The following is a 22637-nucleotide window of genomic DNA, read 5'->3' on the forward strand; positions in this document are numbered from 1 at the left end:
GGCGCGCGTACCGGTGCGGCGTGCGGGCCGCCCCGGTACGCACTGGGCCGTGCTGTGAAAGAACAACACGGCCTCGGGCAGCGGTTACGGCCGGCCGCGCCGGCCGCGCAGATGCTCCGCGATCGGGGTGAGGGCCGCGTGCAGTTCGGCCAGCGCCTCGGGGGACAGCAGGTCCATGAAGTGCTTGCGGACGGAAGCGACGTGGTGCGGCGCCACCTTCCGCATCGTCTCCCCGCCGAGGTCGGTGAGGACCGCGAAGAGTCCGCGCCGGTCCGACTCGCAGTTCTCGCGCTTGACCAGCCCGGCGTTCTCCATGCGGGTGATCTGGTGCGAGAGCCGGCTCTTGGACTGGAGGGTGAGCGAGGCGAGGTCGCTCATCCGCAGGCGCTGCTCCTCGGCCTCGGAGAGGTTGACGAGGATCTCGTAGTCGTTCATGGTCAGGCCGAACGGCTGGAGGTCTCTCTCCAGCTGGTGCGTGAGCAGTCTGCTGACGTCCAGGTGCGTGCGCCAGGCACGCTGCTCCGTGTCGCTCAGCCAGCGTGTGGCCGTCTCGGTCTCCATATATGGATTCTACCTAAGAAGTTGAAAGCCGGACGAAGTGGGGGCTGTGACCCCCGGCACCGCCCGGCGCCCACCGCGGCATCCGCCGCCGGTCACCGGGCCGCGCGCGGCCCGCGCCGCGGGCCGGGCACGCGAAGGGGCCGGGCCCGGGGCGTACCCCTGGGAATCACGCTCCGCAGAGTACAGCTCACAGACCGAACCGACGCTGGAGATCCCCCAGCTGGCCGGGGAGGCGGGGTGCGGACCCAGGTTGACCCCCGCCGTGGACGCCGGGACGGCCCCCGCCCGGCACCCCCGCCTCCACCGGAACCGCGCCCACCGGCTGCTCCGCCATCAGCACCTCGGTCGACTGCAGCAGCACCGTCCCCGCCCCGACGAACTCGAACTGGTGCTCCTCGCCGGACGTCCCGCCGATCCCCGTCAGCGACCGCAGCCCGCCCATCACGCCCCGCATGTACCCGTGGTCGTAGTGGTGGCACGGGGACGGGCAGTCGGCCCAGCCGACCAGGGCCTGCGGATCCACCCGCAGCGGCGGCTCCATGAAGACCACCGGCCCGTTCGAGGCCGCCACGAACTTCCCCGTACCGATCAGCGTGAGGAACCCCGGCACGATCGACTGCTTCAGCGCCAGCGACGGCTGGAAGGCCAGCAGGTTCCCGGAGCGGATCGTCAGGTTGCCGTCGTCGAGGTCGTACGAGTTGACGTCGAAGGCCCGGTCCGCGAGGAGCATCTTGCCGCTGCCCTCGGCCACCACCCAGTCGCTCGCGTGCATCGGCGAGTGGAAGCTCGTCCGCAGCAGCCGGTCGAAGCGGCCGTTGCCCACCCCGTCGAAGTCGATGCGCCCGTAGTAGGCGATCATCTTCCCCTTCTGGAGGAACCACTGACCGCCCTTCAGCTCCACGCAGAAGGTGTAGGCGTTGACGTTGTCGTCCGACGGCAGCGTCATCGGATCGAAGATCACGGGCGTGCTCACAGCTTCTCCTCCGACGCCTGGACGTACACCGCACCACTGCCGCTCAGCTCCAGCTGGAACGCCTCGCCCGAGCCGCGCCCCACCATGTCGCGCCAGCCGAGCGCGGTGGAGAGCTTGTTCCGCACGTCCCCGTGGTGCGCGACGTACGCCTGCGGGTCCACGTGCACCTCGCGGCCGGGCGTGATCGGCAGCTCGATCACCCCGCCGTGGGCCATCACCGCGACCGCGCCGTGGCCCTTGAGGGTCGTGGTGAACAGGCCCTGCCCGGTGACCTGACCGCGCACCATCCCCATGACCCCGCCCTGCGAGCCCATGAACATCGTGCCCTGCTGGAGCGTCCCGTCGAACGCCAGCAGCCGGTCGGCCTCGACGTAGAGGGTGTCGCCCGCGAGGTTGATGACCTGGATGTGGTGGCCGCCGTGGCCGAACATCACCGTGCCGCTGCCCTCCACCGTCATCAGTGGGGTCGCCTCGTTCGCCACCCGCCGGCCGATCATCGACATCAGCCCGCCCTGGCCGCCCTGGATGTTCGGGGTGAACGAGACCTCGCCCCGGTAGGCGAGCATCGCGCCGCGCTGGCTGTACATCTTCTGACCGGGGACGACCGTCGCCTCGATCATCTTCGAGTTGATCTCGCGGAACGGCATCAGACGTCGCCCCCGATCGTGTTCCGCTCGCTGGGCTGCACGTACACGAGTCCCTCGCCCTCGAAGCGGATCTGGAACGACTCCCCGGAACCCTCGCCCATGAAGGTGCGGAAGCCCACCCCGGACTGGAAGTGCTGCTGGAGGTTGCCCTGGTGGGCGATGTACGCGCCGGGGTCCACGTTGAGCGGGTACTGCGGGGTCACCCGGAGCACCACCGCCGAACCGTCCGACATGATCGCCGCCTGCCCGGTGCCCTCCACGGTGGTGGTGAACAGGCCGTTGCCCGTGGCCCCGCCGCGCAGCCCGGTGAAGCTGGTGCCGGTGCGCAGGGCGGCGTCCGTGCAGAGCAGGTTGCTCGCCTCCACCCAGAGCTTCTCGCCCCGCAGCGAGACGAGGTTGATCTCGCTCGCGCGGTCGGCGAAATAGCAGGTGCCCTGCCCCTGCACCTCCATCACCGTCATCTGCTCGCCGGTCAGCCGGCGGGTCACCATGCCGCGCAGCCCCTCACCGCCGCCGGAGAGTTTTTTGAACGCCATCCGGCCGTCGTACGCGACCATCGAGCCGTTCTTCGCCTTGACGGCATCGCCCGTCAGATCGACGGCGAGCGTCTTGCTGCCTTGGAGTCGGAACATCGCCACGGACCGACGGTAGCCGCCCGCGAGCCGCCCGGGCCAGTGTCCGGGGAAGGATCACAGAGCGCCGTCGCGGCCCGCGGCGACCCTCGCGCCCCACCCGTCCCGCACGCCCCCGGGGCGGGAGCGGCGGGCGGGCGGTGCCACAATGGGTGCGGCTTGTGCTCGCGTTCACAAGCCGTGACGACCCTCCCACCGAAGGTGCCCCCGTGGACATCAAGACCGCTACCGCCCTGCACCGGCTGCGCCTCATCTCGATTCCCGAGGCGCTCTCCTTCCCGGCCCTGATCATCTTCGGATCGATCCTCAGCCGGGTCTCCGACATCGACTTCCTGATGATGCCGCTGGGGGCCCTGCACGGCCTCCTCTTCGTGATCTACGTCCTCTTCCTGCTGGACGTGTGGATCAAGGCGAAGTGGCCCGTCAAGCGCGTCGCCCTCTTCTTCGTGCTCTGCCTCCTGCCGTTCGGCGGGCTCTACGGCGACAAGCTCCTCAAGCGGTACGAGACGGACGGCGTCATCGCCGCCCGCGCCCGCCGCGAAGGCACGGTGAACGCGTGATCGTCGCCTTCTCGGTCTCCCCGCTGGGCGTCGGCGAGGACGTCGGCGAGTACGTGGCCGACGCCGTCCGCGTCGTCCGCGAGTCCGGACTGCCCAACCGCACCGACGCCATGTTCACCTCGATCGAAGGCGAATGGGACGAGGTGATGGACGTCGTCAAGCGCGCCGTCGCCGCCGTCGAGGCCCGCGCCGGACGCGTCTCCCTCGTGCTGAAGGCAGACATCCGACCCGGCGTCACCGACGGACTCACCTCCAAGGTCGAGACCGTGGAACGGTACTTGGCCACCTGACGCCCCGTCCGGTCCCCGGACCGCCCCGCACTCCCGAGGAGCCCCCCGCCGCAACACGGCGGGGGGCTCCCCGCGTTCCGGCCCCGGACGCCCGCGACGCGCCGGTGTTCCCGGTCCGCGGCCGCTCACTCGGCCCTGCCGAGTCGCCCCGTTCCGGAAGATCCATTTATGTGGGGAGACACACCGGTTCGACATAGGAGGCAGGGTGCGGTCGGAGGTCTACGACTACGACTCCCACAGCCGGCTCGCGGGCCCGCTCACCGAACCGGAGGGACCGGCGTACCGGGTCCGGTACCGGAGTCTCCTCGCGGCGGAGAAGCGGCGCACCCGGGCCGTCCTCCTGATGACCCTCGCCCCGGTGCTCACCGGGGCGCTGCTGCTCTACCTCGTCTGGCCGACGCACTGGACCCGCCGCGAGAACGGCGAGCCGTGGCTCGTCGCCGCCGACACCGCGATGCTCGTCTCCATCGCGCTGATCGAACTCTTCATGCTCGTCAACGTCGTCTCCATCGCGCACGCCACGATGGCCGCCAGGGACCCGGTGCCCGTCGTCCCCGAACCCGGCACCCGGGTCGCCTTCGTCACCACGTACGTACCGGGCAAGGAACCCCTCTCCATGGTCCGCGCCACCCTCCGGGGCGCCGTACGGATCCGGCACGACGGGCCGCTCGACGTGTGGCTGCTCGACGAGGGCGACGACCCGGCGGCCCGCGCGCTCTGCGCGGAGCTCGGGGTCCGCCACTTCACCCGGCGCGGCGTCCCCGAGTGGAACCGCCCGAAGGGGACCCACCGGGCGAAGACCAAGCACGGCAACTACAACGCCTGGCTCGACGCGCACGGCGACGCCTACGACTTCTTCGCCTCCGTCGACACCGACCACGTGCCGCTGCCCGACTTCCTGGAGCGGATGCTGGGCTGGTTCCGCGACCCCGACACCGCCTTCGTCGTCGGCCCGCAGGTCTACGGGAACTACGACGCGGCCGTCACCAAGGCCGCCGAATCGCAGCAGTTCCTCTTCCACGCCCTGATCCAGCGCGCCGGGAACCGCTACGGGGCACCCATGTTCGTCGGCACCAACAACGTCGTCCGCGTCGCCGCGCTCCGGCAGGCCGGCGGACTGTACGACTCGATCACCGAGGACATGGCGACCGGCTTCGAGATCCACCGCCGCCGCAACCCCCTCACCGGACGCCACTGGCGGTCCGTCTACACCCCGGACGTGCTGGCCGTCGGCGAGGGCCCGTCCTCCTGGACCGACTTCTTCACCCAGCAGCTGCGCTGGTCGCGCGGGACGTACGAGACGCTGTTGCGGCAGTACCCCAGGGGGCTGTTCCGGCTCCCGCCGGGCCGGCTCCTCAGCTACACCCTGATGCTCGTCTACTACCCGATGACCGCCGTCAACTGGCTGCTCGGGATCTTCAGCTGCGTGCTCTTCCTCTGGCTCGGCGCCTCCGGCACCGAGGTCTCCGCCTCCCTCTGGCTGATGCTCTACAGCGACGCGGCGGCCCTCCAGATCGGCCTCTACCTCTGGAACCGGCGGCACAACGTCTCCCCGCACGAACCCGAGGGCTCCGGCGGCATCGCCGGCATGGCCATGTCCGCCCTCTGCGCACCGATCTACCTGAAGTCGCTCGGCGCCGCCGTGCTGCGGACCGACGGGCGCTTCGTCGTCACGCCCAAGGGGGGCGCCACCAGCCCCGACCGGCTCCTCACCTTCCGCGTCCACCTCTTCTGGGCCGCCGTGCTGCTGGTCTCGCTCGCCGCGTCCGTACCCCTGCACCACACCCACGCGGCGATGCGCACCTGGGCCGTGCTGGCGCTGGCCGTCGCGCTCTCCCCGGTCGCGGTGTGGTCGTACACCCGGCAGCGGGCCGGGCGCCCCGCGCGGCCCCGGCGGACCGCCCCGCGCCCGGCCGGGCGTCCCGCCCCGCACCCGCTGCCCGACGGGACGACCTTCATCACCACGACCAGCACCGAGGCCCCGGCCACCACCCCGGCCGGACCCGTCCACAGCGCCGCCGGTACGACGGCGCGCAGCACCGCAGGAGGGAACTGACCCATGGCGCACCGGCCCACCGCACGGATCAGGAGGGCGGTCCTCGGCAGCGGGGCCGTCGTGGTGCTCGCGGGGCTCAACGCCCCCGCGGCGCTCTCGTTCGCCCAGGACCACTACCACGCGTACAAGATCGCCCAGCCCGGCTACCAAGCGCGGTACGGCTCCTGGCAGCGGGTGGACATCCCGGAGGAGTACCGGACCAACGCCATCCACGCGGCGCTGCTCCACACCGGCAAGGTGCTGATCATCGCGGGCTCGGGCAACAACCAGCAGCACTTCGACGCGGGCACCTTCGACACGGTCCTGTGGGACCCGGTGGCCGACACCTTCAAGAAGGTCGCCACCCCGGTGGACTTCTTCTGCGGCGGCCACGCCCAGCTCCCCGACGGCCGCCTGCTGGTGGCCGGCGGCACCGCCCGCTACGAGGTGCTCGACGGCGAGGTGAGCCGGGCCGGCGGCGGGATGCGGGTGAAGAACGAGAACCCGGACAAGGCGCTGTTCCTGAAGAAGGGCACGGTCTTCCGCTCTCCCTCGGGGGTCGAGTACCGCTCCCTCTTCGACGTGACCGTGCCCCGGGCCGCCAAGCGCGGCTTCGCCGTCACGTACTGGGCGGACGGCGGGATGAAGCCGTGGAAGAGCAAGGTGACCGCCGGCGAGGAGCGGGTCTTCGTGGAGGCGGTGGAGACGGGCCCCGACTCGGTCACCGCCGAGTCCGCCCAGTACGAGATCGAGGGGCTCACCGGCAGGGACGCCGACAACTCCTACGGCCTCGCGGAGAAGATCACCACGGAGAAGCAGGACTTCCAGGGCATCCGGTCGGCGTACGAGTTCGACGCGGTGGCCGAGAAGTACATCAGGGTCGACCCGATGAAGCAGGCCCGCTGGTACCCGACGCTCGTCGGGCTCGGCGACGGGCGGGTGCTCGCCGTCTCGGGGCTCGACGACGTCGGCGAGATCGACTCGGGCGACACCGAGATCTACGACCAGGCGACCAGGAAGTGGTCCAAGGGCCCGTTCCGCTACTTCCCGACCTATCCCGCCCTCTTCCTCACCAAGGGCGGCAAGCTCTTCTACCCGGGCGCCAACGCCGGTTACGGCCCCGCCGACAAGGGCCGCGCCGCCGGGCTCTGGGACCTGCGGAAGAACACCTTCAAGGCGGTCGGCGGGCTGAAGGACTTCGACGCCACGGAGACCGCCTCCTCGCTGCTGCTGCCCCCGGTCCAGGACCAGAAGGTCATGATCCTCGGCGGCGGCGGGGTGGGGGAGTCCAAGGTCTCGACCGCCCGCACCGCGGTCGTGGACCTCAAGGCGAAGAGCCCGGTCTTCGAGCCGGGCCCCGACCTGCCGCAGGGCACCCGCTACCTCAACAGCGTGATCATGCCGGACGACACCGTCTTCACCACCGGCGGATCGAGCGACTACCGGGGGCGCGGCGACAGCAACATCCTCAAGGCGCAGACGTACGACCCGAAGACCGGCGAGTTCACCGAGGCGGCCGCGCCCACCATCGGCCGGAACTACCACTCGGAGGCGCTGCTGCTGCCCGACGGGCGGGTGGCGACCTTCGGCTCCGACTCGCTCTACGGCGACAAGGCCAACACCAAGCTGGGCAAGTTCGAGCAGCGGATGGAGGTCTTCACCCCGGCGGTGCTGCACCGCGCGCGCGGCGACCGGCCGGTGATCGGTGCCGGGCCCGGGGAGGTGGAGCGCGGTGGCACCGCCACGTACGCGCTGACCGGCGGGGGCCGTCCGGCGACGGCCCGGCTGATGCGGCCGAGCGCCGTCACCCACACCACCGACGTCGAGCAGCGGTCGATCGCGCTGGAGCTGCGCAAGGAGGAGGGCAGGATCACCGTGACGGTGCCCGGGGACAGCACCCTGGTGCCGCCGGGCTGGTACATGCTCTTCGTCACGGACACCGACGGCATCTCGTCGGTGGCGAAGTGGGTCAAGGTCGGCTGAGAGCCCTGCCCGCGCCTCCCGTACGACCCTGGGGTTCTGGGGTCCTGGTCGTACGGGAGGCGCGGGCGCGTCCGGGCCGGGTCAGGATCCGGCGGCGCGGGCCAGGCCGAGGGCGTAACTCGGCCACCAGGTGCCGGCCGCCGGGCCGCCCCGGCAGGGGCCGTCGGAGTCGCCGGGCCGCTTGATCCAGAGGTACGCGTCCAGCCGCCCGTCCCCGGTGTCGGTGGTCGGGGGAGTGCCCAGGGCCCGGCCCGGCGGGTTGCACCAGGCCTCCGACCGGCCGCCTACGAGCGGCCCCCGGCCGTTGCGGCTGCTGTCGATCACGTAGTGCGCGCCGCCCAGGAGGGCGGAGAGCCGGTCCCCGTACGCCTTCACCGTCTCGTCGGTCTGGAAGTTGGAGACGTTGAGCGAGAAGCCGTCTGCCCGGTCGACGCCCGCCCGGTGGAGCGGCTCGACCAGCTTGGCGGGGTCGGCGAGCCAGTCCGGGTTCCCCGCGTCCAGGTAGACCTCGGTCCCCGGCCGGGCCTTGAAGGTGTCCACCGCCCCGGCCAGCAGGTCGAGCCGCTCGGCGTGCTTCTCCGGCGGGGTGCAGCCGTCCACGACGTGCGCGACGGCGTCCGGCTCCAGGACCACCGTGGCCGGGGCGTCCCCGATCGCCCCGGCGAACCGCTCCGTCCACGCCCGGTACGCGTTCGCGTCGGGCGCCCCGCCCGCCGAGTAGGCGCCGCAGTCGCGGTGCGGGATGTTGTACGCGACGAACAGCACGCTCCGGTGCGAGGCCGAGGCGCCCTCGACGGCGGTGCGGACGTCCGGTTCCGGATCGTCGCCCGCGGGCCAGTCGGCCACCGGGTGGGTGGAGATCCGCTCCAGCAGCTTCGCGTCCGCCGATCGCCCCGCCTCCTTCCAGGCACGGACCTGACGGGCGGCGTCGCTCTCCGGATCCACCCAGTACGGCGAGGACGCGGTGCCGGGCGCCGATCCGCCCCGGACGGCGTCCGCCGCGTTCGCGGTGGGTTCCTCGCCGCCCCCGGACGGTGTCCCCGGGGACGAGCAGCCCACCGCGAGGGCGGCCGACACGGCCACGGCGGCGGAGACGACGGGCAAGATCCTGCGGCCGGACATCCAGCCCCCTCGGACGGTGGCTCAACGGGTACGGGCACAACGTGTGGGACACACGTGCGAGGCACGCCCGTGCGGCGGCCTCGCGAGGTACAGAGATGCGGGCGATCCTGGCATATCGGTCACGGAGCGTGGTGCTGCGACACCGGTCGCCCTCGTGCGTCAATCGCGTGCCCCGCAAACCATCCCCGTTCGGGCGTTCGCGGGCGCCCGATCTTTCCGTACGCATATTCGGTACCGAACTCCGAGACGGCGCCCGCCACGATGTGACCAGTGGGTAAGGTCGGGGCTGTGCCGAAGCCGCTCAGCCTTCCCTTCGACCCCATCGCCCGCGCCGACGAGCTCTGGCAGCAGCGTTGGGGACCCGTGCCCTCCATGCAGGCGATCACCTCGATCATGAGGGCGCAGCAGATCCTCCTCGCGGAGGTCGACGCGGTGGTGAAACCGTACGGGCTGACGTTCGCCCGGTACGAGGCGCTGGTGCTGCTCACCTTCTCCAAGGAGGGCGAGCTGCCGATGTCGAAGATCGGCGAGCGCCTGATGGTCCACCCGACCTCGGTCACCAACACCGTGGACCGGCTGGTGAAGTCCGGCCTCGTCGACAAGCGCCCCAACCCCAACGACGGCCGCGGCACGCTCGCCTCCATCACGGCCAAGGGGCGCGAGGTGGTCGAGGCGGCCACCGAGGAGCTGATGGCGATGGACTTCGGGCTGGGCGCGTACGACGCCGAGGAGTGCGCGGAGATCTTCGCGATGCTCCGGCCGCTGCGGGTCGCCGCGCGGGACTTCGAGGACGCCTAGGCCTGTGCGCGGGGCCGCGCGGGCCGCTCGCCGTGAGGGGTGCCCGCCGCAAGATCGCCCCCGGGCTCCGGCTAACCTCGATGTCATGAAACGCAGCGTGCTGACCCGCTATCGGGTGATGGCTTATGTCACCGCCGTCATGTTGTTGATCCTCTGCCTCTGCATGGTCTTCAAGTACGGATTCGACAAGGGCGAGGGCCTGACGCTCGTCGTCTCCCAGATCCACGGCGTGCTCTACATCATCTATCTGCTCTTCGCCTTCGACCTGGGCTCCAAGGCGAAGTGGCCGATCGGCAAGCTCCTCTGGGTGCTGATCGCCGGCACCATCCCGACCGCCGCGTTCTTCGTGGAGCGCACGGTCGTCCGGGAGGTCGAGCCGCTGATCGCGGGCGCCGCACCGGCCGCCGCGACCGCCTCCGCGCAGGGCAGCCCCGTCAAGAACGGCTGACGCCCGGCCGTATGCCCCGCAGGACGCGAGGCGCAGGGCCGTACGCCCCGCAGGACCCACGAACCGCCCCGCACCGGACTCCGTCCGAGTGCCGGGCGGTTTGTCATCGACAGATAGTAGGACGTCCTAGTAAATTCGACTCCATGGACGCTGACGCGATCGAGGAGGGCCGCCGACGCTGGCAGGCCCGTTACGACAAGGCCCGCACGCGGGACGCGGACTTCACCACCCTGTCCGGCGACCCGGTGGACCCGGTGTACGGTCCCCGGCCCGGCGACACGTACGACGGGTTCGAACGGATCGGCTGGCCCGGCGAGTACCCGTTCACCCGGGGCCTCCACCCGACCGGCTACCGGGGCCGTACCTGGACCATCCGCCAGTTCGCCGGCTTCGGCAACGCCGAGCAGACCAACGAGCGGTACAAGATGATCCTCGCCGCGGGCGGCGGCGGGCTCAGTGTGGCCTTCGACATGCCGACCCTGATGGGCCGGGACTCCGACGAGCCCCGTTCGCTCGGCGAGGTCGGACACTGCGGCGTCGCCATCGACTCCGCCGCCGACATGGAGGTCCTCTTCCGGGACATCCCGCTCGGCGAGGTCACCACCTCCATGACGATCAGCGGACCCGCCGTCCCCGTCTTCTGCATGTACCTCGTCGCCGCCGAACGCCAGGGCGTCGACCCCGCCGTACTCAACGGCACCCTGCAGACCGACATCTTCAAGGAGTACATCGCCCAGAAGGAGTGGCTGTTCCAGCCCGAACCGCATCTGCGGCTCATCGGCGACCTGATGGAGCACTGCGCCCGCGCCATCCCCGCGTACAAACCGCTCTCCGTCTCCGGCTACCACATCCGCGAGGCCGGATCCACGGCCGCGCAGGAGCTCGCCTACACCCTCGCCGACGGCTTCGGATACGTGGAGCTGGGCCTCTCCCGGGGGCTCGACGTGGACACCTTCGCGCCAGGGCTCTCCTTCTTCTTCGACGCCCACCTCGACTTCTTCGAGGAGATCGCCAAGTTCCGTGCCGCCCGCCGCATCTGGGCCCGCTGGATGAAGGAGACGTACGGCGCGAAGACCGACAAGGCCCAGTGGCTCCGCTTCCACACCCAGACCGCCGGGGTCTCCCTCACCGCCCAGCAGCCGTACAACAACGTCGTACGCACCGCCGTCGAGGCGCTCTCCGCCGTCCTCGGCGGCACCAGCTCGCTGCACACCAACGCCCTCGACGAGACCCTGGCGCTCCCCTCCGAACAGGCCGCCGAGATCGCGCTCCGCACCCAGCAGGTGCTGATGGAGGAGACCGGCGTCGCCAACGTGGCCGACCCGCTGGGCGGCTCCTGGTACGTCGAACAGCTCACCGACCGGATCGAGGCCGAGGCCGAGAAGATCTTCGAGCAGATCCGCGAACGCGGCACCCGCGCCCACCCCGACGGGCGCCACCCCATCGGCCCCATCACCTCGGGCATCCTGCGCGGCATCGAGGACGGCTGGTTCACCGGGGAGATCGCGGACTCCGCGTTCCAGTACCAGCGCTCCCTGGAGAAGGGCGACAAGCGGGTCGTCGGCGTCAACGTCCACCACGGCTCGGTCACCGGCGACCTGGAGATCCTGCGCGTCAGCCACGAGGTCGAACGCGAGCAGGTCCGCGCCCTCGGCGCCCGCCGGGCGGCCCGCGACGAGGCGAAGGTGCGCGGCTCGCTGGACGCCATGCTCGCCGCCGCCCGGGACGGCTCGAACATGATCGCCCCGATGCTGGATGCGGTACGCGCCGAGGCGACCCTCGGCGAGATCTGCGGGGTGCTGCGCGAGGAGTGGGGCGTCTACACGGAGCCGCCGGGGTTCTGAGCGGGCTTCTCCCGGGGCGGCTTCTCCGGGGCGGCGGCAGGCGCTACGCCACCGCGCCGAGTCCGGAGAGCAGCAGTGCGGTGAAGCGCCGGGCCCAGTCGGCGTCGACGGGCTCGGCGCTGACCAGCGCCCGGTGCACCACCGCGCCCGCGATCACGTCGAAGATCAGGTCGGCCGTCGGCCCGGCCGTCCGGCCGTCCGGCTCGGGCGGCAGCTCGCCGCGCTCCTGGGCCCGCCGGCGGCCCTGGACCACCAGCCGCTTCTGGCGGTTGACGATCGAGTCCTGGATGCGTGTGCGCAGGGCCGCGTCGCGCGTAGCCTCGGCGACCACCGCCATCAGCGCCGTCCGGGTCTCCGGCCGCTCCAGCAGCTCCGCGAACTGGAGCACCACACCCTGCACGTCGGCGGCGAGACTGCCGAGATCGGGGAGTTCGAGCTCGTCGAAGAGGACGGCGACCGCGTCCACGACCAGCTCGTTCTTGCCGGCCCACCGCCGGTAGAGCGTCGTCTTGGCGACCCCGGCGCGCGTCGCCACGTCCCCCATCGTCAGCTTCGACCAGCCGAGTTCGACCAGGGACGCCCGGGTCGCCTCCAGTATCGCGGCGTCGGCGTCGACGCTGCGCGGGCGGCCGGGACGGGCGGACGGGGGGTCGTTGCGGCTCGGCATGGAGCGACCTTACCCGCGAGTAGGTACGCGGGTGCGCCCCGGGTGCGGGTGAGACAGATCACCGAGGTGTCCTGTTCAGGAGGGCTACTCGCCAGTTACGCTACGGGTCGTAGCGTAAGGACCGCCGGGCAGTGGCCCGTTGGCCCGCGCCACGAACGAGCGACAGCCACGTGGGGGCGCCGGATGGGGATCCGGTGCCGACCGAGCGGCGCGGGATGGGGATCCGGCGTCGCGACCGGGGGGTTCAGGCCCCCCGAACCGTGTCCGTCCGCCCGCCCCGCACACCGGCCGGGGCTGCGGCAGGACCCGGTTGACCGATCGCTTTCCGGAACGGCGGGCACAGGGGGGAGGATGTACTCATGCAGCCTAGGAACATGTCCATGAGCGGCGTCGTCGACCTCGCCGCTGTCAAGGCGGCCGGAGAGGCCAAGGCCAAGGCGGAGCAGGCCCGTGCCGAGGCCGCCCGCAAGGGGGGCACCGGCGCCGTCGCGCCGTCCGCCCTGGTGATCGACGTCGACGAAGCCGGATTCGAGCGCGACGTTCTCCAGCGCTCCGCCGAAGTACCCGTCGTCATCGACTTCTGGGCCGAGTGGTGCGAGCCCTGCAAGCAGCTCGGCCCCCTTCTGGAGCGGCTGGCCGTCGCGTACAACGGCCGCTTCCTGCTCGCCAAGGTCGACGTCGACGCCAACCAGATGCTGATGCAGCAGTTCGGCATCCAGGGCATCCCGGCGGTCTTCGCCGTCGTCGCGGGCCAGGCCCTCCCGCTCTTCCAGGGCGCCGCACCCGAGGCCCAGATCCGCGAGACCCTGGACCAGTTGATCCAGGTCGGCGAGGAGCGCTTCGGCCTCACCGGGATCGTCGTCGACCCGGACGCGGAGGGCGCCGACGCGGCCCCCGCCGAGGCTCCGGCCGGCCCGTACGACGCGCTGCTGGAAGCCGCCTCCCAGGCGCTGGACGCCAACGATTTCCCGGGCGCGGTTCAGGCGTACCGCAACGTCCTCTCCGACGACCCGGCCAACCCGGAGGCCAAGCTGGGCCTCGCGCAGGCCGAACTCCTGGGCCGGGTACAGAAGATGAACCCGCAGGAGGTCCGGGAGAAGGCCGCCGCCGGTCCGGCCGACGTCGCCGCCCAGATCGACGCCGCCGACCTCGACCTCGTCGGGGGCCATGTGGAGGACGCCTTCGGGCGGCTCGTGGAGACGGTCCGCCGCACGTTCGGCGACGACCGGGACGCCGTGCGGGTGCGGCTGCTCGAACTCTTCGAGGTCATCGGCCCGGAGGACCCGCGGGTCGCCTCGGCCCGTGCGGCCCTCGCGCGCGTGCTGTTCTGATGCGAGCCGTTCCGGCGCGAGTCGTTCCGATGGGAGTTGTCCCGACGCGACTTGTTCCGATGTGACAAGACGGCCGTGGCGCCCACCGGGTGGCACGGCCGTTTTCGCGTCCAGGCGACAACTCGGGGCGTTCCACGGCTCCGCTTTACCAAATCTTGACCTGATGGGCTGCTGTTACTCGCAGTAAACCGGATCGGGTTCTCTGTCTGGTTGCACCCGGTTTTCCGACGGTTTGGACGTCCCTTTCGTGCCACCCTGCGTGGCCGGTTCATGCCATGGCGTCGCGGGGCGGTTATCAGCCCGTTACTAGCGAGTAACGACACCCCTTGTGTACCGGCCCCGAATGCACGACGATCGGCCACGCTCGGTCCAATAACCGCCAGCCCGACCGCCAGTCGGCGCCGGGGGCAGTTGGTCCCCACCGGGCGGGCCGGCTCCATGGGCGCCGGCCGAGGACAGGGGGGTTCCTGCCCGAGGGCGGGGCCTGTCCGACCGACTGCGCGGACCGCGCGGTCAGTGGTTTGTCGCTCGGGGGTGATCGCCGGTGCATCGGATGCGGTACAGCCTCCGGAACGGGCGCTCTCCTTCCCGAGGACGTAGCACTTCTCCCATCCCGGGACGGGCAACGGCCCGGCCGGAGATGTACGTCCGAGAAGGAGGAAATATATGAGTTCCCAGATCCGCGGTGGAACCAGATGGAAGCGCTTCGCCCTGGTCATGGTGCCGAGCGTCGTCGCTACGGCGGCGGTGGGCGTGGGGCTGGCGCAGGGTGCGCTGGCGGCTTCGTTCAGCATCTCGGGGCAGGACTTCAAGGTCACTGCCGACCAGCTGGTGGGTCATGACTTCGTCCAGTACGGGAACGTCGCCGCCGGCGACGCGGGTAAGCACCCGGTTGCCGTCTCCGGCTTCCACGACGCGACGATCACGAACATGTGCCAGTCGGTCGTGACGGACATCCCGGGCCTCGGTAAGTGGACGTTGATGCTGACGGCCGGTACCGACCCGAAGAAGCCGGTCGAGGCGACCGGCCTCTACCTGGATGTCTCCCAGCTCGATGCCGACGCCTACTTCGAGAAGATCGACATCGGTGTCGCAGCGGGGCATCTCGGCGAGGGCACGAAGACCGGTACCGGCATCCAGCCGAACACCACGGGAGCCAGCCCGTACGGTTTTGCTCAGCGTGCCGAGACCGCGACGCTGGACAACGTTGAGCAGAGGGCATGGGCCACCACGGCCGGCACCTTCAAGCTCACCAACCTGAGCCTGCGCCTGAACCCCAACGACCACGAGTGCCAGCTTTCGAACAAGGACAAGTAGGCACGTCTTGCGGACGGCCGGGGTCCTCATGGATCCCGGTCGTCCACCCTCCCTTTCTCACAGCAACACCGGTTCCAGGGAGATGTTTTCCATGAGCCCCGAGTCCACAGGGCAGAACGAGCACTACCTCACCGTCTCCCGGCGGGGATTCCGCACCTGGCGGGGTAACAGGCCCTTCTGGGCCGGCCTGTTCACCATGGCGGGCGGTGTGCCGATCGCCTACTTCCCGTACGCCAACATGCACCTCGGCAACGTCACGCTGGCGATGTCCACGACGGCCGGCGCCGGCTCGCTGATCATCGGCGTACTGCTCATCACGCTGGGCCTGACGATGTGGTTCCATCACATAGTCCGGGTGTTCGCCGGTGTCGCGGCGATTCTGCTCGCCCTGATCTCCATACCGGTCGCCAACATAGGCGGCTTCGTCATGGGCTTCGTCCTCGCCCTGCTCGGTGGTGCGCTCTCCGTCTCGTGGGCCCCGGGCCGCCCGGACGACGAGGCCGACAACCGCCAGGCATCCGAGGGCGCAGAGTACGCGCCGGTCACCGCTGCCCCTGCGCCCTACGACGCCGACAAGCCGGCGTTCGCGTACGGGCAACCCTCGGACGAGCCGCACGGCATCACCACTTTCCCCGCGCAGGAGCCCGCCCCCTCCGGGACGGTGGACGCCGACGCAGACGGCGGGAGGCACCGTGCGTGAGGACGGGTATCCCGAGGTCTTCGCGGGCGAAGCCGCCCGCGAGCGGAGAGGCCCGCGTCACGCGGCTCCCCGTAAGTCGCTGTTGATGAAGCTGAACCTGCCGTCCGGGAAGAAGGCGTTCGCGCTCGCCGCGATGCCGACGGCGGTCTTCGTGGGCATGAGCCTCACGCCCAAGCTCGCCATGGCCGACGACGCCTCCGACATCCCGTTCGCGCCCGGCCCGTGCGTCACCCGGTCCGACGAGCCGAGCGAGTCGGCGGAGCCGTCGGCGTCCGCCTCACCGTCCCCCTCGGCCTCCGACTCCGCTTCGGCGGGCAAGGACGAGGACGCGGGTACGGACAAGGGCGAGGACTCCGGTCCCACGCCGACCACGACTCCGTCCCCCTCCGCGACGTCGGACGCGCCCGCCGCCGACGACACCGCAGGCGTAGCCGCCGGGGCCAAGCCCACCGCCGAGCCCACGCCGTCCGCGACGAAGAGCACCAACCCGCTCGACCCGCTCGGTGTCGGCGACGCGATCAAGGGCCTCTTCGACAGCCTCGATCCGAACAAGGCGACACCGACTCCGAGCGCCACCACCGAGGCGCCGAAGGCCGAGGAGACCACCGGCTCCGGCACCTCCGGTGCGGAGAAGTCCGCCGGGTCATCCACCGATGACACCGACGCTTCCCCGACCGACGCCGCGAAGGAAGCCGACGCCGCGAAGAACGAAGCAGCCGCCAAGGCCGAGAAGACCGCGGCCGAGATCCGCGCGGCGGCCGCCGAGGCGGGCCAGACGGTCGAGGAGCTGGACGAGAGCGCCAAGGGCCTCGACGCCAAGAAGGACGAGGACATCCCGGACGGCGCCAAGCCGTCGTTCCCGTGCCCGACCGAAGACCCGGAAGCCCTCGCGGCGGCCGAGCTGGAGCCGGGGATCCCCCTGCTCCCGACCGACCCGTGGATCCTGCAGTCCTCGCTGCTCACCCTCGCGGGGCTGGACTACGCGGGCATCGTGGAGGTGAAGACGGCGGACGGCACGGTCAAGAAGGTGCTCAAGTTCACCGCCGACTCCATCGACATCAGGGACCTGCACCAGACGGCGGTCGGCCCGGACGGCACCACCATGCATGTCGAGGCGCGCAAGGGTTCCACGTCCACCATCCGCGGCGGCAAGGTGACGATGTACACGGAGGAGCTGAAGGGCAACCTCTTCGGCATCATCCCGATCACCTTCAGCCCCACCGCGCCGCCCCCGATCAACGTGCCCTTCGCGTTCTTCACGAACGTCAAGGTCACCCAGGCCGGCCAGTTCGGCGGTTCGCTCACGGTGCCGGGTCTGCACAACTACCTGACGAAGAACGCGAGCTGACGCCGGCCGCACCCCCGACCAGTCCGGGAGCCGCACAACACCTGTGGCCCGCAGCCCTGTTCACCAGGGAGGCGGGCCACAGGTGCGTCCGCGCCCGCCTCTCCCGTACGGCCTCCGCGACCCGTACGGCAGAACGGCCGTGGGCCGCACACCGGGCTCTCGCCGAAGTGTGCGGCCCACGGCCGTCGCTGTGCCGGTGGCGTGCGCCGTCAGGCGCGGTCGCCGCCGCCCACGTGGTGGACGCGGACCATGTTGGTGGTGCCGGGGATGCCGGGGGGCGAACCGGCGGTGATGATCATCGTGTCGCCCTCGTTGTAGCGGCCGAGCTTCAGCAGCTCGGCGTCGACCATGTCGACCATCGCGTCGGTGGTCTCCACGTGCGGCACGACGTGGGCCTCGACGCCCCAGCTCAGCGTGAGCTGGTTGCGGGTGGACTCGTCCGTGGTGAACGCGAGCACCGGCTGCGCGGCGCGGTAGCGGGACAGACGGCGGGCGGTGTCACCGGACTTGGTGAACGCGACCAGCGCCTTGCCGTCCAGGAAGTCCGCGATCTCCGTGGCGGCGCGGGCGACCGCACCACCCTGGGTGCGCGGCTTCTTGCCCGGGACCAGCGGCTGGAGGCCCTTCGAGAGGAGCTCCTCCTCGGCCGCGACGACGATCTTCGCCATCGTCTTGACCGTCTCGATCGGGTACGCGCCGACCGAGGACTCGGCGGACAGCATGACCGCGTCCGCGCCGTCCAGGATCGCGTTGGCGACGTCGGACGCCTCGGCGCGGGTCGGACGGGAGTTGGTGATCATCGACTCCATCATCTGGGTCGCCACGATCACCGGCTTGGCGTTGCGCCGGCAGAGCTCCACGAGGCGCTTCTGCACCATCGGGACCTTCTCCAGCGGGTACTCGACGGCGAGGTCGCCACGGGCCACCATCACACCGTCGAACGCCAGGACGACGCCCTCCATGTGCTCGACCGCCTGCGGCTTCTCCACCTTGGCGATGACGGGGACCCGGCGGCCCTCCTCGTCCATCACCTTGTGGACGTCCTTGACGTCCTCGGCGTCACGGACGAAGGACAGGGCGACCATGTCGCAGCCCATCCGCAGGGCGAACCGGAGGTCCTCCACGTCCTTCTCGGACAGGGCGGGGACGTTGACCGCCGCGCCGGGCAGGTTGATGCCCTTGTGGTCGGAGATGACACCGCCCTCGATGACGATGGTCTTGACCCGGGGGCCCTCGACCTCGACGACCTTCAGCTCGACGTTGCCGTCGTTGATGAGGATCGGGTCGCCCTTGACGACGTCGCCCGGCAGACCCTTGTAGGTCGTGCCGCAGATCGACTTGTCGCCGGGGACGTCCTCGGCGGTGATGGTGAACTCGTCACCGCGGACCAGCTCGACGGGGCCTTCGGCGAACTTCGCGAGGCGGATCTTCGGGCCCTGGAGGTCGGCGAGCACGCCCACCGCCCGCCCGGTCTCGGCGGCAGCCTTGCGGACACGGTCGTACCGGCCCTGGTGCTCTTCGTGGGTGCCGTGGCTGAAGTTGAATCGGGCCACGCTCATGCCGGCCTCGATCAGAGCGACCAGCTTCTCGTGGGAGTCGACGGCGGGACCGAGGGTGCAGACGATTTTGGAACGGCGCATGGGGCGGATCCTATCGGTTTGTTTCACTGCGGAATATTCCGTCTGGTGGAAAGTACAAAGGGGCGTGGGGGTGCTCAGTTGTGGGCCTCTACGGCTGCGTCGCCCCGGCCTCCTCCGGCCCGGTGCCGCTTCCGTCGCCGCCGTCCCCGGCGGCCCGTCCGACCAGCGCGAACGTCTGTCCGGCGATCTCCAGCTCCTCGTCCGTCGGCACCACGGCGACCGCGACCCGGGCGTACTCGGGGGAGATCAGCCGGGGCTGGGACGACCGTACGGCGTTCAGATCGCCGTCCACCGCCATGCCGAGCTCCTCCAGACCGGCGATGGCGGCCTCCCGCACCGGGGCCGAGTTCTCGCCGACCCCCGCCGTGAAGGCCACCGCGTCCACCCGGCCGAGGACGGCCGTGTAGGCGCCGATGTACTTCTTCAGGCGGTGGATGTAGATGTCGAAGGCGAGGGCGGCACGCTCGTCGCCCTCGTCCACGCGGCGGCGGATCTCCCGCATGTCGTTGTCGCCGCAGAGGCCGACCAGGCCGCTCTTCTTGTTGAGCAGCTCGTCGATCTCGTCCGCCGACATCCCCGCCACCCGCTTCAGGTGGAAGGTGACCGCCGGGTCGATGTCCCCGGAGCGGGTCCCCATGACCAGGCCCTCCAGCGGGGTCAGGCCCATCGAGGTGTCCACGCACCGCCCGCCCGCCACGGCGGACGCCGAGGCGCCGTTGCCGAGGTGCAGCACGATGATGTTGAGGTCCTCGACCGGCCGGCCCAGCAGCTTCGCCGTGCGGCGCGAGACGTACGCGTGCGAGGTGCCGTGGAAGCCGTACCGGCGCACCCGGTGGGCGTCGGCGGTCTCCACGTCGATCGCGTACCGGGCCGCGTGCTCGGGCATCGTCGTGTGGAACGCGGTGTCGAAGACCGCGACCTGCGGCAGATCCGGCCGCAGCTCCTGGGCCGTACGGATGCCGGTGATGTTCGCCGGGTTGTGCAGCGGGGCGACCGGCACCAGGCGCTCGATCTCCTTGAGCACGTCGTCGGTGACCACGGTCGGCTCGGTGAACCGGAGCCCGCCGTGCACCACCCGGTGCCCGATCGCCGCCAGCTCGGGGGAGTCGAGCCCCAGCCCGTCGGCCGCCAGCTCCTCGGCCGCGGCCTTCAGGGCCGCCGTGTGGTCGGCGATCCGGCCGGTGCGTGTCCGGGCCTCGCCGCCGTCGCCCGGACGCGGGGTGTGCACCAGGCGGGACGTTTCCTCACCGATGCGCTCCACCAGCCCGGAGGCGAGCCGGGAGTGGTCGCGCATGTCCAGCAGCTGGTACTTCACCGACGAGGAGCCGGAGTTGAGCACGAGCACCCGGTGCGCGCCGGAGGGCGCCGCGCCCGCCCCGTCCCGCTCGGTCGTCGCGTCGGTCGTCGTGTGGGTCATGCGGGTCACTCCTCGCCCTGCGCCTGGATGGCTGTAATGGCCACGGTGTTGACGATGTCCTGGACCAGGGCGCCGCGCGACAGGTCGTTGACCGGCTTGCGCAGCCCCTGGAGCACCGGGCCCACCGCGACGGCGCCCGCCGAGCGCTGTACGGCCTTGTACGTATTGTTGCCGGTGTTGAGGTCCGGGAAGATCAGCACGGTGGCCTGGCCCGCCACCGGGGACTCGGGCATCTTCGTCGCCGCGACGGTCGGCTCGACCGCCGCGTCGTACTGGATCGGGCCCTCGATGAGCAGGTCGGGCCGCGCCGAGCGGACCCGCTCCGTCGCCTCCCGCACCTTCTCGACGTCCGCACCGGACCCCGAGGTCCCGGTGGAGTACGACAGCATCGCGATCCGCGGGTCCACCCCGAAGCGGGCCGCCGTCGCCGCCGACTGCACCGCGATGTCCGAGAGCTGCTCGGCGTCCGGGTCCGGGTTGACCGCGCAGTCGCCGTACACCAGCACCTTGTCGGCGAGGCACATGAAGAACACCGAGGAGACGATCCGCGCGTCCGGCTTCGTCTTGATGATCTCGAACGCCGGCCGGATGGTCGCCGCCGTGGAGTGCACGGAACCGGAGACCATGCCGTGCGCCAGGCCCTCCTGGACCATCAGGGTGCCGAAGTAGTTCACGTCGGAGACCACGTCGTACGCCAGCTCCACCGTCACCCCGCGGTGCGCGCGCAGCTGGGCGTACCGCTCCGCGAAGGCCTGCCGCAGCTCGGAGGTGGCCGGGTCGATGAGCTGGGTGTCCGCGAGGTCGATGCCGAGGTCGGCCGCCTTCTTGCGGATCAGGTCCACGTCCCCGAGGAGCGTCAGCTCGCACACGTCACGGCGGAGCAGCACGTCGGCGGCGCGCAGCACGCGCTCCTCGGAACCCTCCGGCAGCACCACCCGGCGCCGGTCGGCGCGCGCCTGCTCCAGCAGGTCGTGCTCGAACATCATCGGCGTGACACGTCCGGTACGGGCCACCGAGACCCGCTCCAGGAGCGCGGCGGTGTCCACGTGGCGCTCGAAGAGGCCGAGCGCGGTCTCCGCCTTGCGGGGCGTGGCCGCGTTCAGCTTGCCTTCGAGGGCGAAGAGTTCACCGGCGGTGGGGAAGGAACCCCCCGGCACCGAGATCACCGGGGTGCCGGGCGCGAGCCGGGCCGACAGCTGGAGGATCTCGTCGCCGGGGCGCTCGTCCAGCGTCAGCAGCACCCCCGCGATGGGCGGGGTACCGGCGCTGTGCGCGGCGAGCGAGCCCACCACCAGGTCGGCCCGGTCGCCCGGGGTGACGACCATGCAGCCGGGCGTCAGCGCCTTCAGGAACCTCGGCAGCATCGCCCCGCCGAACACGAAGTCCAGCGCGTCCCGCGCGAGGCCCGCGTCGTCGCCGAGCAGCACCGTGCCGCCCAGCGCTGCGGTGACCTGCGCGACCGTGGGCGCCGAGAGCGCGGGATCGTCGGGCAGTACGTACACCGGGACGGTCAGCCGCTCCACGATGCGCCCGGCGAGGGCGTCCCGGTCCTCGGGCGCGACCCGGTTGACCACCATCGCCAGCACGTCGCAGCCGAGCCCGGCGTAGGCCCGGTACGCGTTGTGGGTCTCGGCCCGCACCGACTCGGCGGGCTGGTCCTTCCCGCCGACCACCGCGATGACGGAGGCCCCGAACTCGTTGGCGAGGCGGGCGTTGAGCGCCAGCTCGTCGGGGAGCTGGGTGTCCGCGTAGTCGGTACCGAGCACCAGCACCACTTCGTACGCGCGCGAGACCTGGTGGAAGCGCTCGACGAGCCGGGAGACGAGTTCGTCGGTACCCTGCTCCGCCTGGATCGCCGACGCCTCGTGGTAGTCGAGGCCGTAGACGGTCTCCGGGCTCTGGGAGAGCCGGTAGCGGGCGCGCAGCAGCTCGAACAGCCGGTCGGGACCGTCGTGGACCAGCGGCCGGAAGACTCCGACGCGGTCCACCTGCCGTGTCAGTAGCTCCATGACCCCGAGTTCGACGACCTGACGGCCGTCTCCCCGGTCGATCCCGGTCACGTACACGCTGCGCGTCACGCGTGGTCTCCCGTCCTGATGCGGCTGTTCGCCCGATACGGGCGGTGATATCCCGGTAGGGGTGGCATTGGCTTGCATTATTTCCGACGATACCTTCGGGGGCCGCAGGGCCGCCCGCCGGAGACCCCTTCCCGCTTTTCCGCGCGGGGCCGCACCGTTGCCGGTGCGTGCGTATGTGCACGCGTACACCCGGGGGCATTGCTTCCCCGCCCCGGCTCCCCGGTAGCCATGAGGCCCCACGTAACG

General features: G+C 71.0%; 20 protein-coding genes. 11 read left to right on the forward strand and 9 right to left on the reverse strand.

Annotated features, from left to right (window positions below; translation table 11 throughout):
- Positions 1 to 84: 84 nt before the first annotated feature.
- The 4 genes from ACWCWD_RS10870 to ACWCWD_RS10885 form a co-directional block, all read right to left on the reverse strand.
- Positions 85 to 561 (reverse strand): MarR family winged helix-turn-helix transcriptional regulator, encoded by a 477-nt coding sequence (locus ACWCWD_RS10870; protein ID WP_450771852.1) that lies wholly within the window; start codon positions 559 to 561, stop codon positions 85 to 87.
- Between the two features lie 187 nt (positions 562 to 748).
- Complete coding sequence (locus ACWCWD_RS10875) at positions 749 to 1534, reverse strand: AIM24 family protein (RefSeq protein WP_450771854.1); 786 nt, start codon at positions 1532 to 1534, stop codon at positions 749 to 751.
- Positions 1531 to 2181: an AIM24 family protein gene (locus tag ACWCWD_RS10880; protein ID WP_387371271.1), complete on the reverse strand. Its 651-nt coding sequence runs from the start codon at positions 2179 to 2181 to the stop codon at positions 1531 to 1533. Before ACWCWD_RS10880 ends, ACWCWD_RS10875 begins: the two co-directional genes overlap by 4 nt.
- The gene (locus ACWCWD_RS10885) at positions 2181 to 2813 is read right to left on the reverse strand and encodes an AIM24 family protein (RefSeq protein WP_450771941.1); all 633 of its coding nucleotides are present in this window, start codon (positions 2811 to 2813) and stop codon (positions 2181 to 2183) included. Before ACWCWD_RS10885 ends, ACWCWD_RS10880 begins: the two co-directional genes overlap by 1 nt.
- Before the next feature lie 209 nt (positions 2814 to 3022).
- On the opposite strand from ACWCWD_RS10885, the gene ACWCWD_RS10890 reads away from it, so the two are divergent.
- The 4 genes from ACWCWD_RS10890 (at position 3023) to ACWCWD_RS10905 (ending at position 7681) form a co-directional block, all read left to right on the forward strand.
- The gene (locus tag ACWCWD_RS10890) at positions 3023 to 3373 is read left to right on the forward strand and encodes a DUF3817 domain-containing protein (RefSeq protein ID WP_390965468.1); all 351 of its coding nucleotides are present in this window, start codon (positions 3023 to 3025) and stop codon (positions 3371 to 3373) included.
- Complete coding sequence (locus ACWCWD_RS10895) at positions 3370 to 3663, forward strand: MTH1187 family thiamine-binding protein (protein ID WP_266709201.1); 294 nt, start codon at positions 3370 to 3372, stop codon at positions 3661 to 3663. Before ACWCWD_RS10890 ends, ACWCWD_RS10895 begins: the two co-directional genes overlap by 4 nt.
- 205 nt (positions 3664 to 3868) lie before the next feature.
- Positions 3869 to 5719: a glycosyltransferase family 2 protein gene (locus ACWCWD_RS10900; RefSeq protein ID WP_450771857.1), complete on the forward strand. Its 1851-nt coding sequence runs from the start codon at positions 3869 to 3871 to the stop codon at positions 5717 to 5719.
- A 3-nt stretch (positions 5720 to 5722) separates the two neighbouring features.
- On the forward strand, positions 5723 to 7681 hold the full coding sequence (locus ACWCWD_RS10905; protein ID WP_450771859.1) for a galactose oxidase-like domain-containing protein: 1959 nt from the start codon (positions 5723 to 5725) through the stop codon (positions 7679 to 7681).
- Positions 7682 to 7762: 81 nt separating this feature from the next.
- On the opposite strand, the gene ACWCWD_RS10910 is transcribed toward ACWCWD_RS10905, so the two are convergent.
- Positions 7763 to 8803, reverse strand: coding sequence for a glycoside hydrolase family 6 protein (locus tag ACWCWD_RS10910; protein WP_450771860.1), 1041 nt, complete (start codon positions 8801 to 8803; stop codon positions 7763 to 7765).
- A 288-nt stretch (positions 8804 to 9091) separates the two neighbouring features.
- Between ACWCWD_RS10910 and ACWCWD_RS10915 the strand changes: the two genes are divergently transcribed.
- The 3 genes from ACWCWD_RS10915 (at position 9092) to ACWCWD_RS10925 (ending at position 11893) form a co-directional block, all read left to right on the forward strand.
- Positions 9092 to 9601: a MarR family winged helix-turn-helix transcriptional regulator gene (locus tag ACWCWD_RS10915; protein ID WP_450771862.1), complete on the forward strand. Its 510-nt coding sequence runs from the start codon at positions 9092 to 9094 to the stop codon at positions 9599 to 9601.
- A gap of 85 nt (positions 9602 to 9686) precedes the next feature.
- Positions 9687 to 10049 carry a DUF3817 domain-containing protein gene (locus ACWCWD_RS10920; RefSeq protein WP_450771864.1) on the forward strand — a complete coding sequence of 121 codons (363 nt, stop codon included), beginning with the start codon at positions 9687 to 9689 and terminating at the stop codon, positions 10047 to 10049.
- Positions 10050 to 10192: 143 nt separating this feature from the next.
- Positions 10193 to 11893, forward strand: coding sequence for an acyl-CoA mutase large subunit family protein (locus ACWCWD_RS10925; protein ID WP_450771866.1), 1701 nt, complete (start codon positions 10193 to 10195; stop codon positions 11891 to 11893).
- Positions 11894 to 11936: 43 nt separating this feature from the next.
- Here ACWCWD_RS10925 and ACWCWD_RS10930 read toward each other — a convergent pair whose 3' ends face one another.
- Positions 11937 to 12560, reverse strand: a complete 624-nt coding sequence (locus ACWCWD_RS10930; protein WP_450771868.1) for a TetR/AcrR family transcriptional regulator — start codon at positions 12558 to 12560, stop codon at positions 11937 to 11939.
- Between the two features lie 359 nt (positions 12561 to 12919).
- On the opposite strand from ACWCWD_RS10930, the gene ACWCWD_RS10935 reads away from it, so the two are divergent.
- From ACWCWD_RS10935 to ACWCWD_RS10950, 4 genes are all read left to right on the forward strand, one after another.
- Positions 12920 to 13891 carry a tetratricopeptide repeat protein gene (locus tag ACWCWD_RS10935; RefSeq protein WP_450771870.1) on the forward strand — a complete coding sequence of 324 codons (972 nt, stop codon included), beginning with the start codon at positions 12920 to 12922 and terminating at the stop codon, positions 13889 to 13891.
- A gap of 666 nt (positions 13892 to 14557) precedes the next feature.
- A complete protein-coding gene (locus tag ACWCWD_RS10940) occupies positions 14558 to 15208 on the forward strand; it encodes a DUF6230 family protein (RefSeq protein WP_450771872.1) in 651 nt (216 codons plus the stop codon).
- 91 nt (positions 15209 to 15299) lie between these two features.
- Complete coding sequence (locus tag ACWCWD_RS10945; RefSeq protein ID WP_450771873.1) at positions 15300 to 15908, forward strand: DUF6114 domain-containing protein; 609 nt, start codon at positions 15300 to 15302, stop codon at positions 15906 to 15908.
- Positions 15901 to 17256: a hypothetical protein gene (locus ACWCWD_RS10950; protein WP_450771875.1), complete on the forward strand. Its 1356-nt coding sequence runs from the start codon at positions 15901 to 15903 to the stop codon at positions 17254 to 17256. Before ACWCWD_RS10945 ends, ACWCWD_RS10950 begins: the two co-directional genes overlap by 8 nt.
- Positions 17257 to 17465: 209 nt before the next feature.
- Here ACWCWD_RS10950 and pyk read toward each other — a convergent pair whose 3' ends face one another.
- The 3 genes from pyk to pta form a co-directional block, all read right to left on the reverse strand.
- On the reverse strand, positions 17466 to 18896 hold the full coding sequence (gene pyk / locus ACWCWD_RS10955; protein ID WP_450771876.1) for a pyruvate kinase: 1431 nt from the start codon (positions 18894 to 18896) through the stop codon (positions 17466 to 17468).
- An 88-nt stretch (positions 18897 to 18984) separates the two neighbouring features.
- Complete coding sequence (locus ACWCWD_RS10960; RefSeq protein WP_450771878.1) at positions 18985 to 20313, reverse strand: acetate kinase; 1329 nt, start codon at positions 20311 to 20313, stop codon at positions 18985 to 18987.
- 5 nt (positions 20314 to 20318) lie between these two features.
- Positions 20319 to 22391, reverse strand: coding sequence for a phosphate acetyltransferase (pta, locus tag ACWCWD_RS10965; RefSeq protein WP_450771880.1), 2073 nt, complete (start codon positions 22389 to 22391; stop codon positions 20319 to 20321).
- Positions 22392 to 22637 lie beyond the last annotated feature (246 nt).

Source organism: Streptomyces sp. NPDC001493 (assembly GCF_053597235.1).

Excerpts from the sequence above, each read along its gene's own strand:
- ACWCWD_RS10940 (WP_450771872.1), top strand. The coding sequence starts at position 14,558 with ATGAGTTCCCAGATCCGCGGTGGAACCAGATGGAAGCGCTTCGCCCTG.
- ACWCWD_RS10905 (WP_450771859.1), top strand. The coding sequence starts at position 5,723 with ATGGCGCACCGGCCCACCGCACGGATCAGGAGGGCGGTCCTCGGCAGC.
- ACWCWD_RS10930 (WP_450771868.1), bottom strand. The coding sequence starts at position 12,560 with ATGCCGAGCCGCAACGACCCCCCGTCCGCCCGTCCCGGCCGCCCGCGC.
- ACWCWD_RS10920 (WP_450771864.1), top strand. The coding sequence starts at position 9,687 with ATGAAACGCAGCGTGCTGACCCGCTATCGGGTGATGGCTTATGTCACC.
- pyk (WP_450771876.1), bottom strand. The coding sequence starts at position 18,896 with ATGCGCCGTTCCAAAATCGTCTGCACCCTCGGTCCCGCCGTCGACTCC.
- ACWCWD_RS10880 (WP_387371271.1), bottom strand. The coding sequence starts at position 2,181 with ATGCCGTTCCGCGAGATCAACTCGAAGATGATCGAGGCGACGGTCGTC.
- ACWCWD_RS10945 (WP_450771873.1), top strand. The coding sequence starts at position 15,300 with ATGAGCCCCGAGTCCACAGGGCAGAACGAGCACTACCTCACCGTCTCC.
- ACWCWD_RS10870 (WP_450771852.1), bottom strand. The coding sequence starts at position 561 with ATGGAGACCGAGACGGCCACACGCTGGCTGAGCGACACGGAGCAGCGT.
- ACWCWD_RS10910 (WP_450771860.1), bottom strand. The coding sequence starts at position 8,803 with ATGTCCGGCCGCAGGATCTTGCCCGTCGTCTCCGCCGCCGTGGCCGTG.
- ACWCWD_RS10925 (WP_450771866.1), top strand. The coding sequence starts at position 10,193 with ATGGACGCTGACGCGATCGAGGAGGGCCGCCGACGCTGGCAGGCCCGT.
- ACWCWD_RS10935 (WP_450771870.1), top strand. The coding sequence starts at position 12,920 with ATGCAGCCTAGGAACATGTCCATGAGCGGCGTCGTCGACCTCGCCGCT.
- ACWCWD_RS10885 (WP_450771941.1), bottom strand. The coding sequence starts at position 2,813 with ATGTTCCGACTCCAAGGCAGCAAGACGCTCGCCGTCGATCTGACGGGC.
- ACWCWD_RS10960 (WP_450771878.1), bottom strand. The coding sequence starts at position 20,313 with ATGACCCACACGACGACCGACGCGACGACCGAGCGGGACGGGGCGGGC.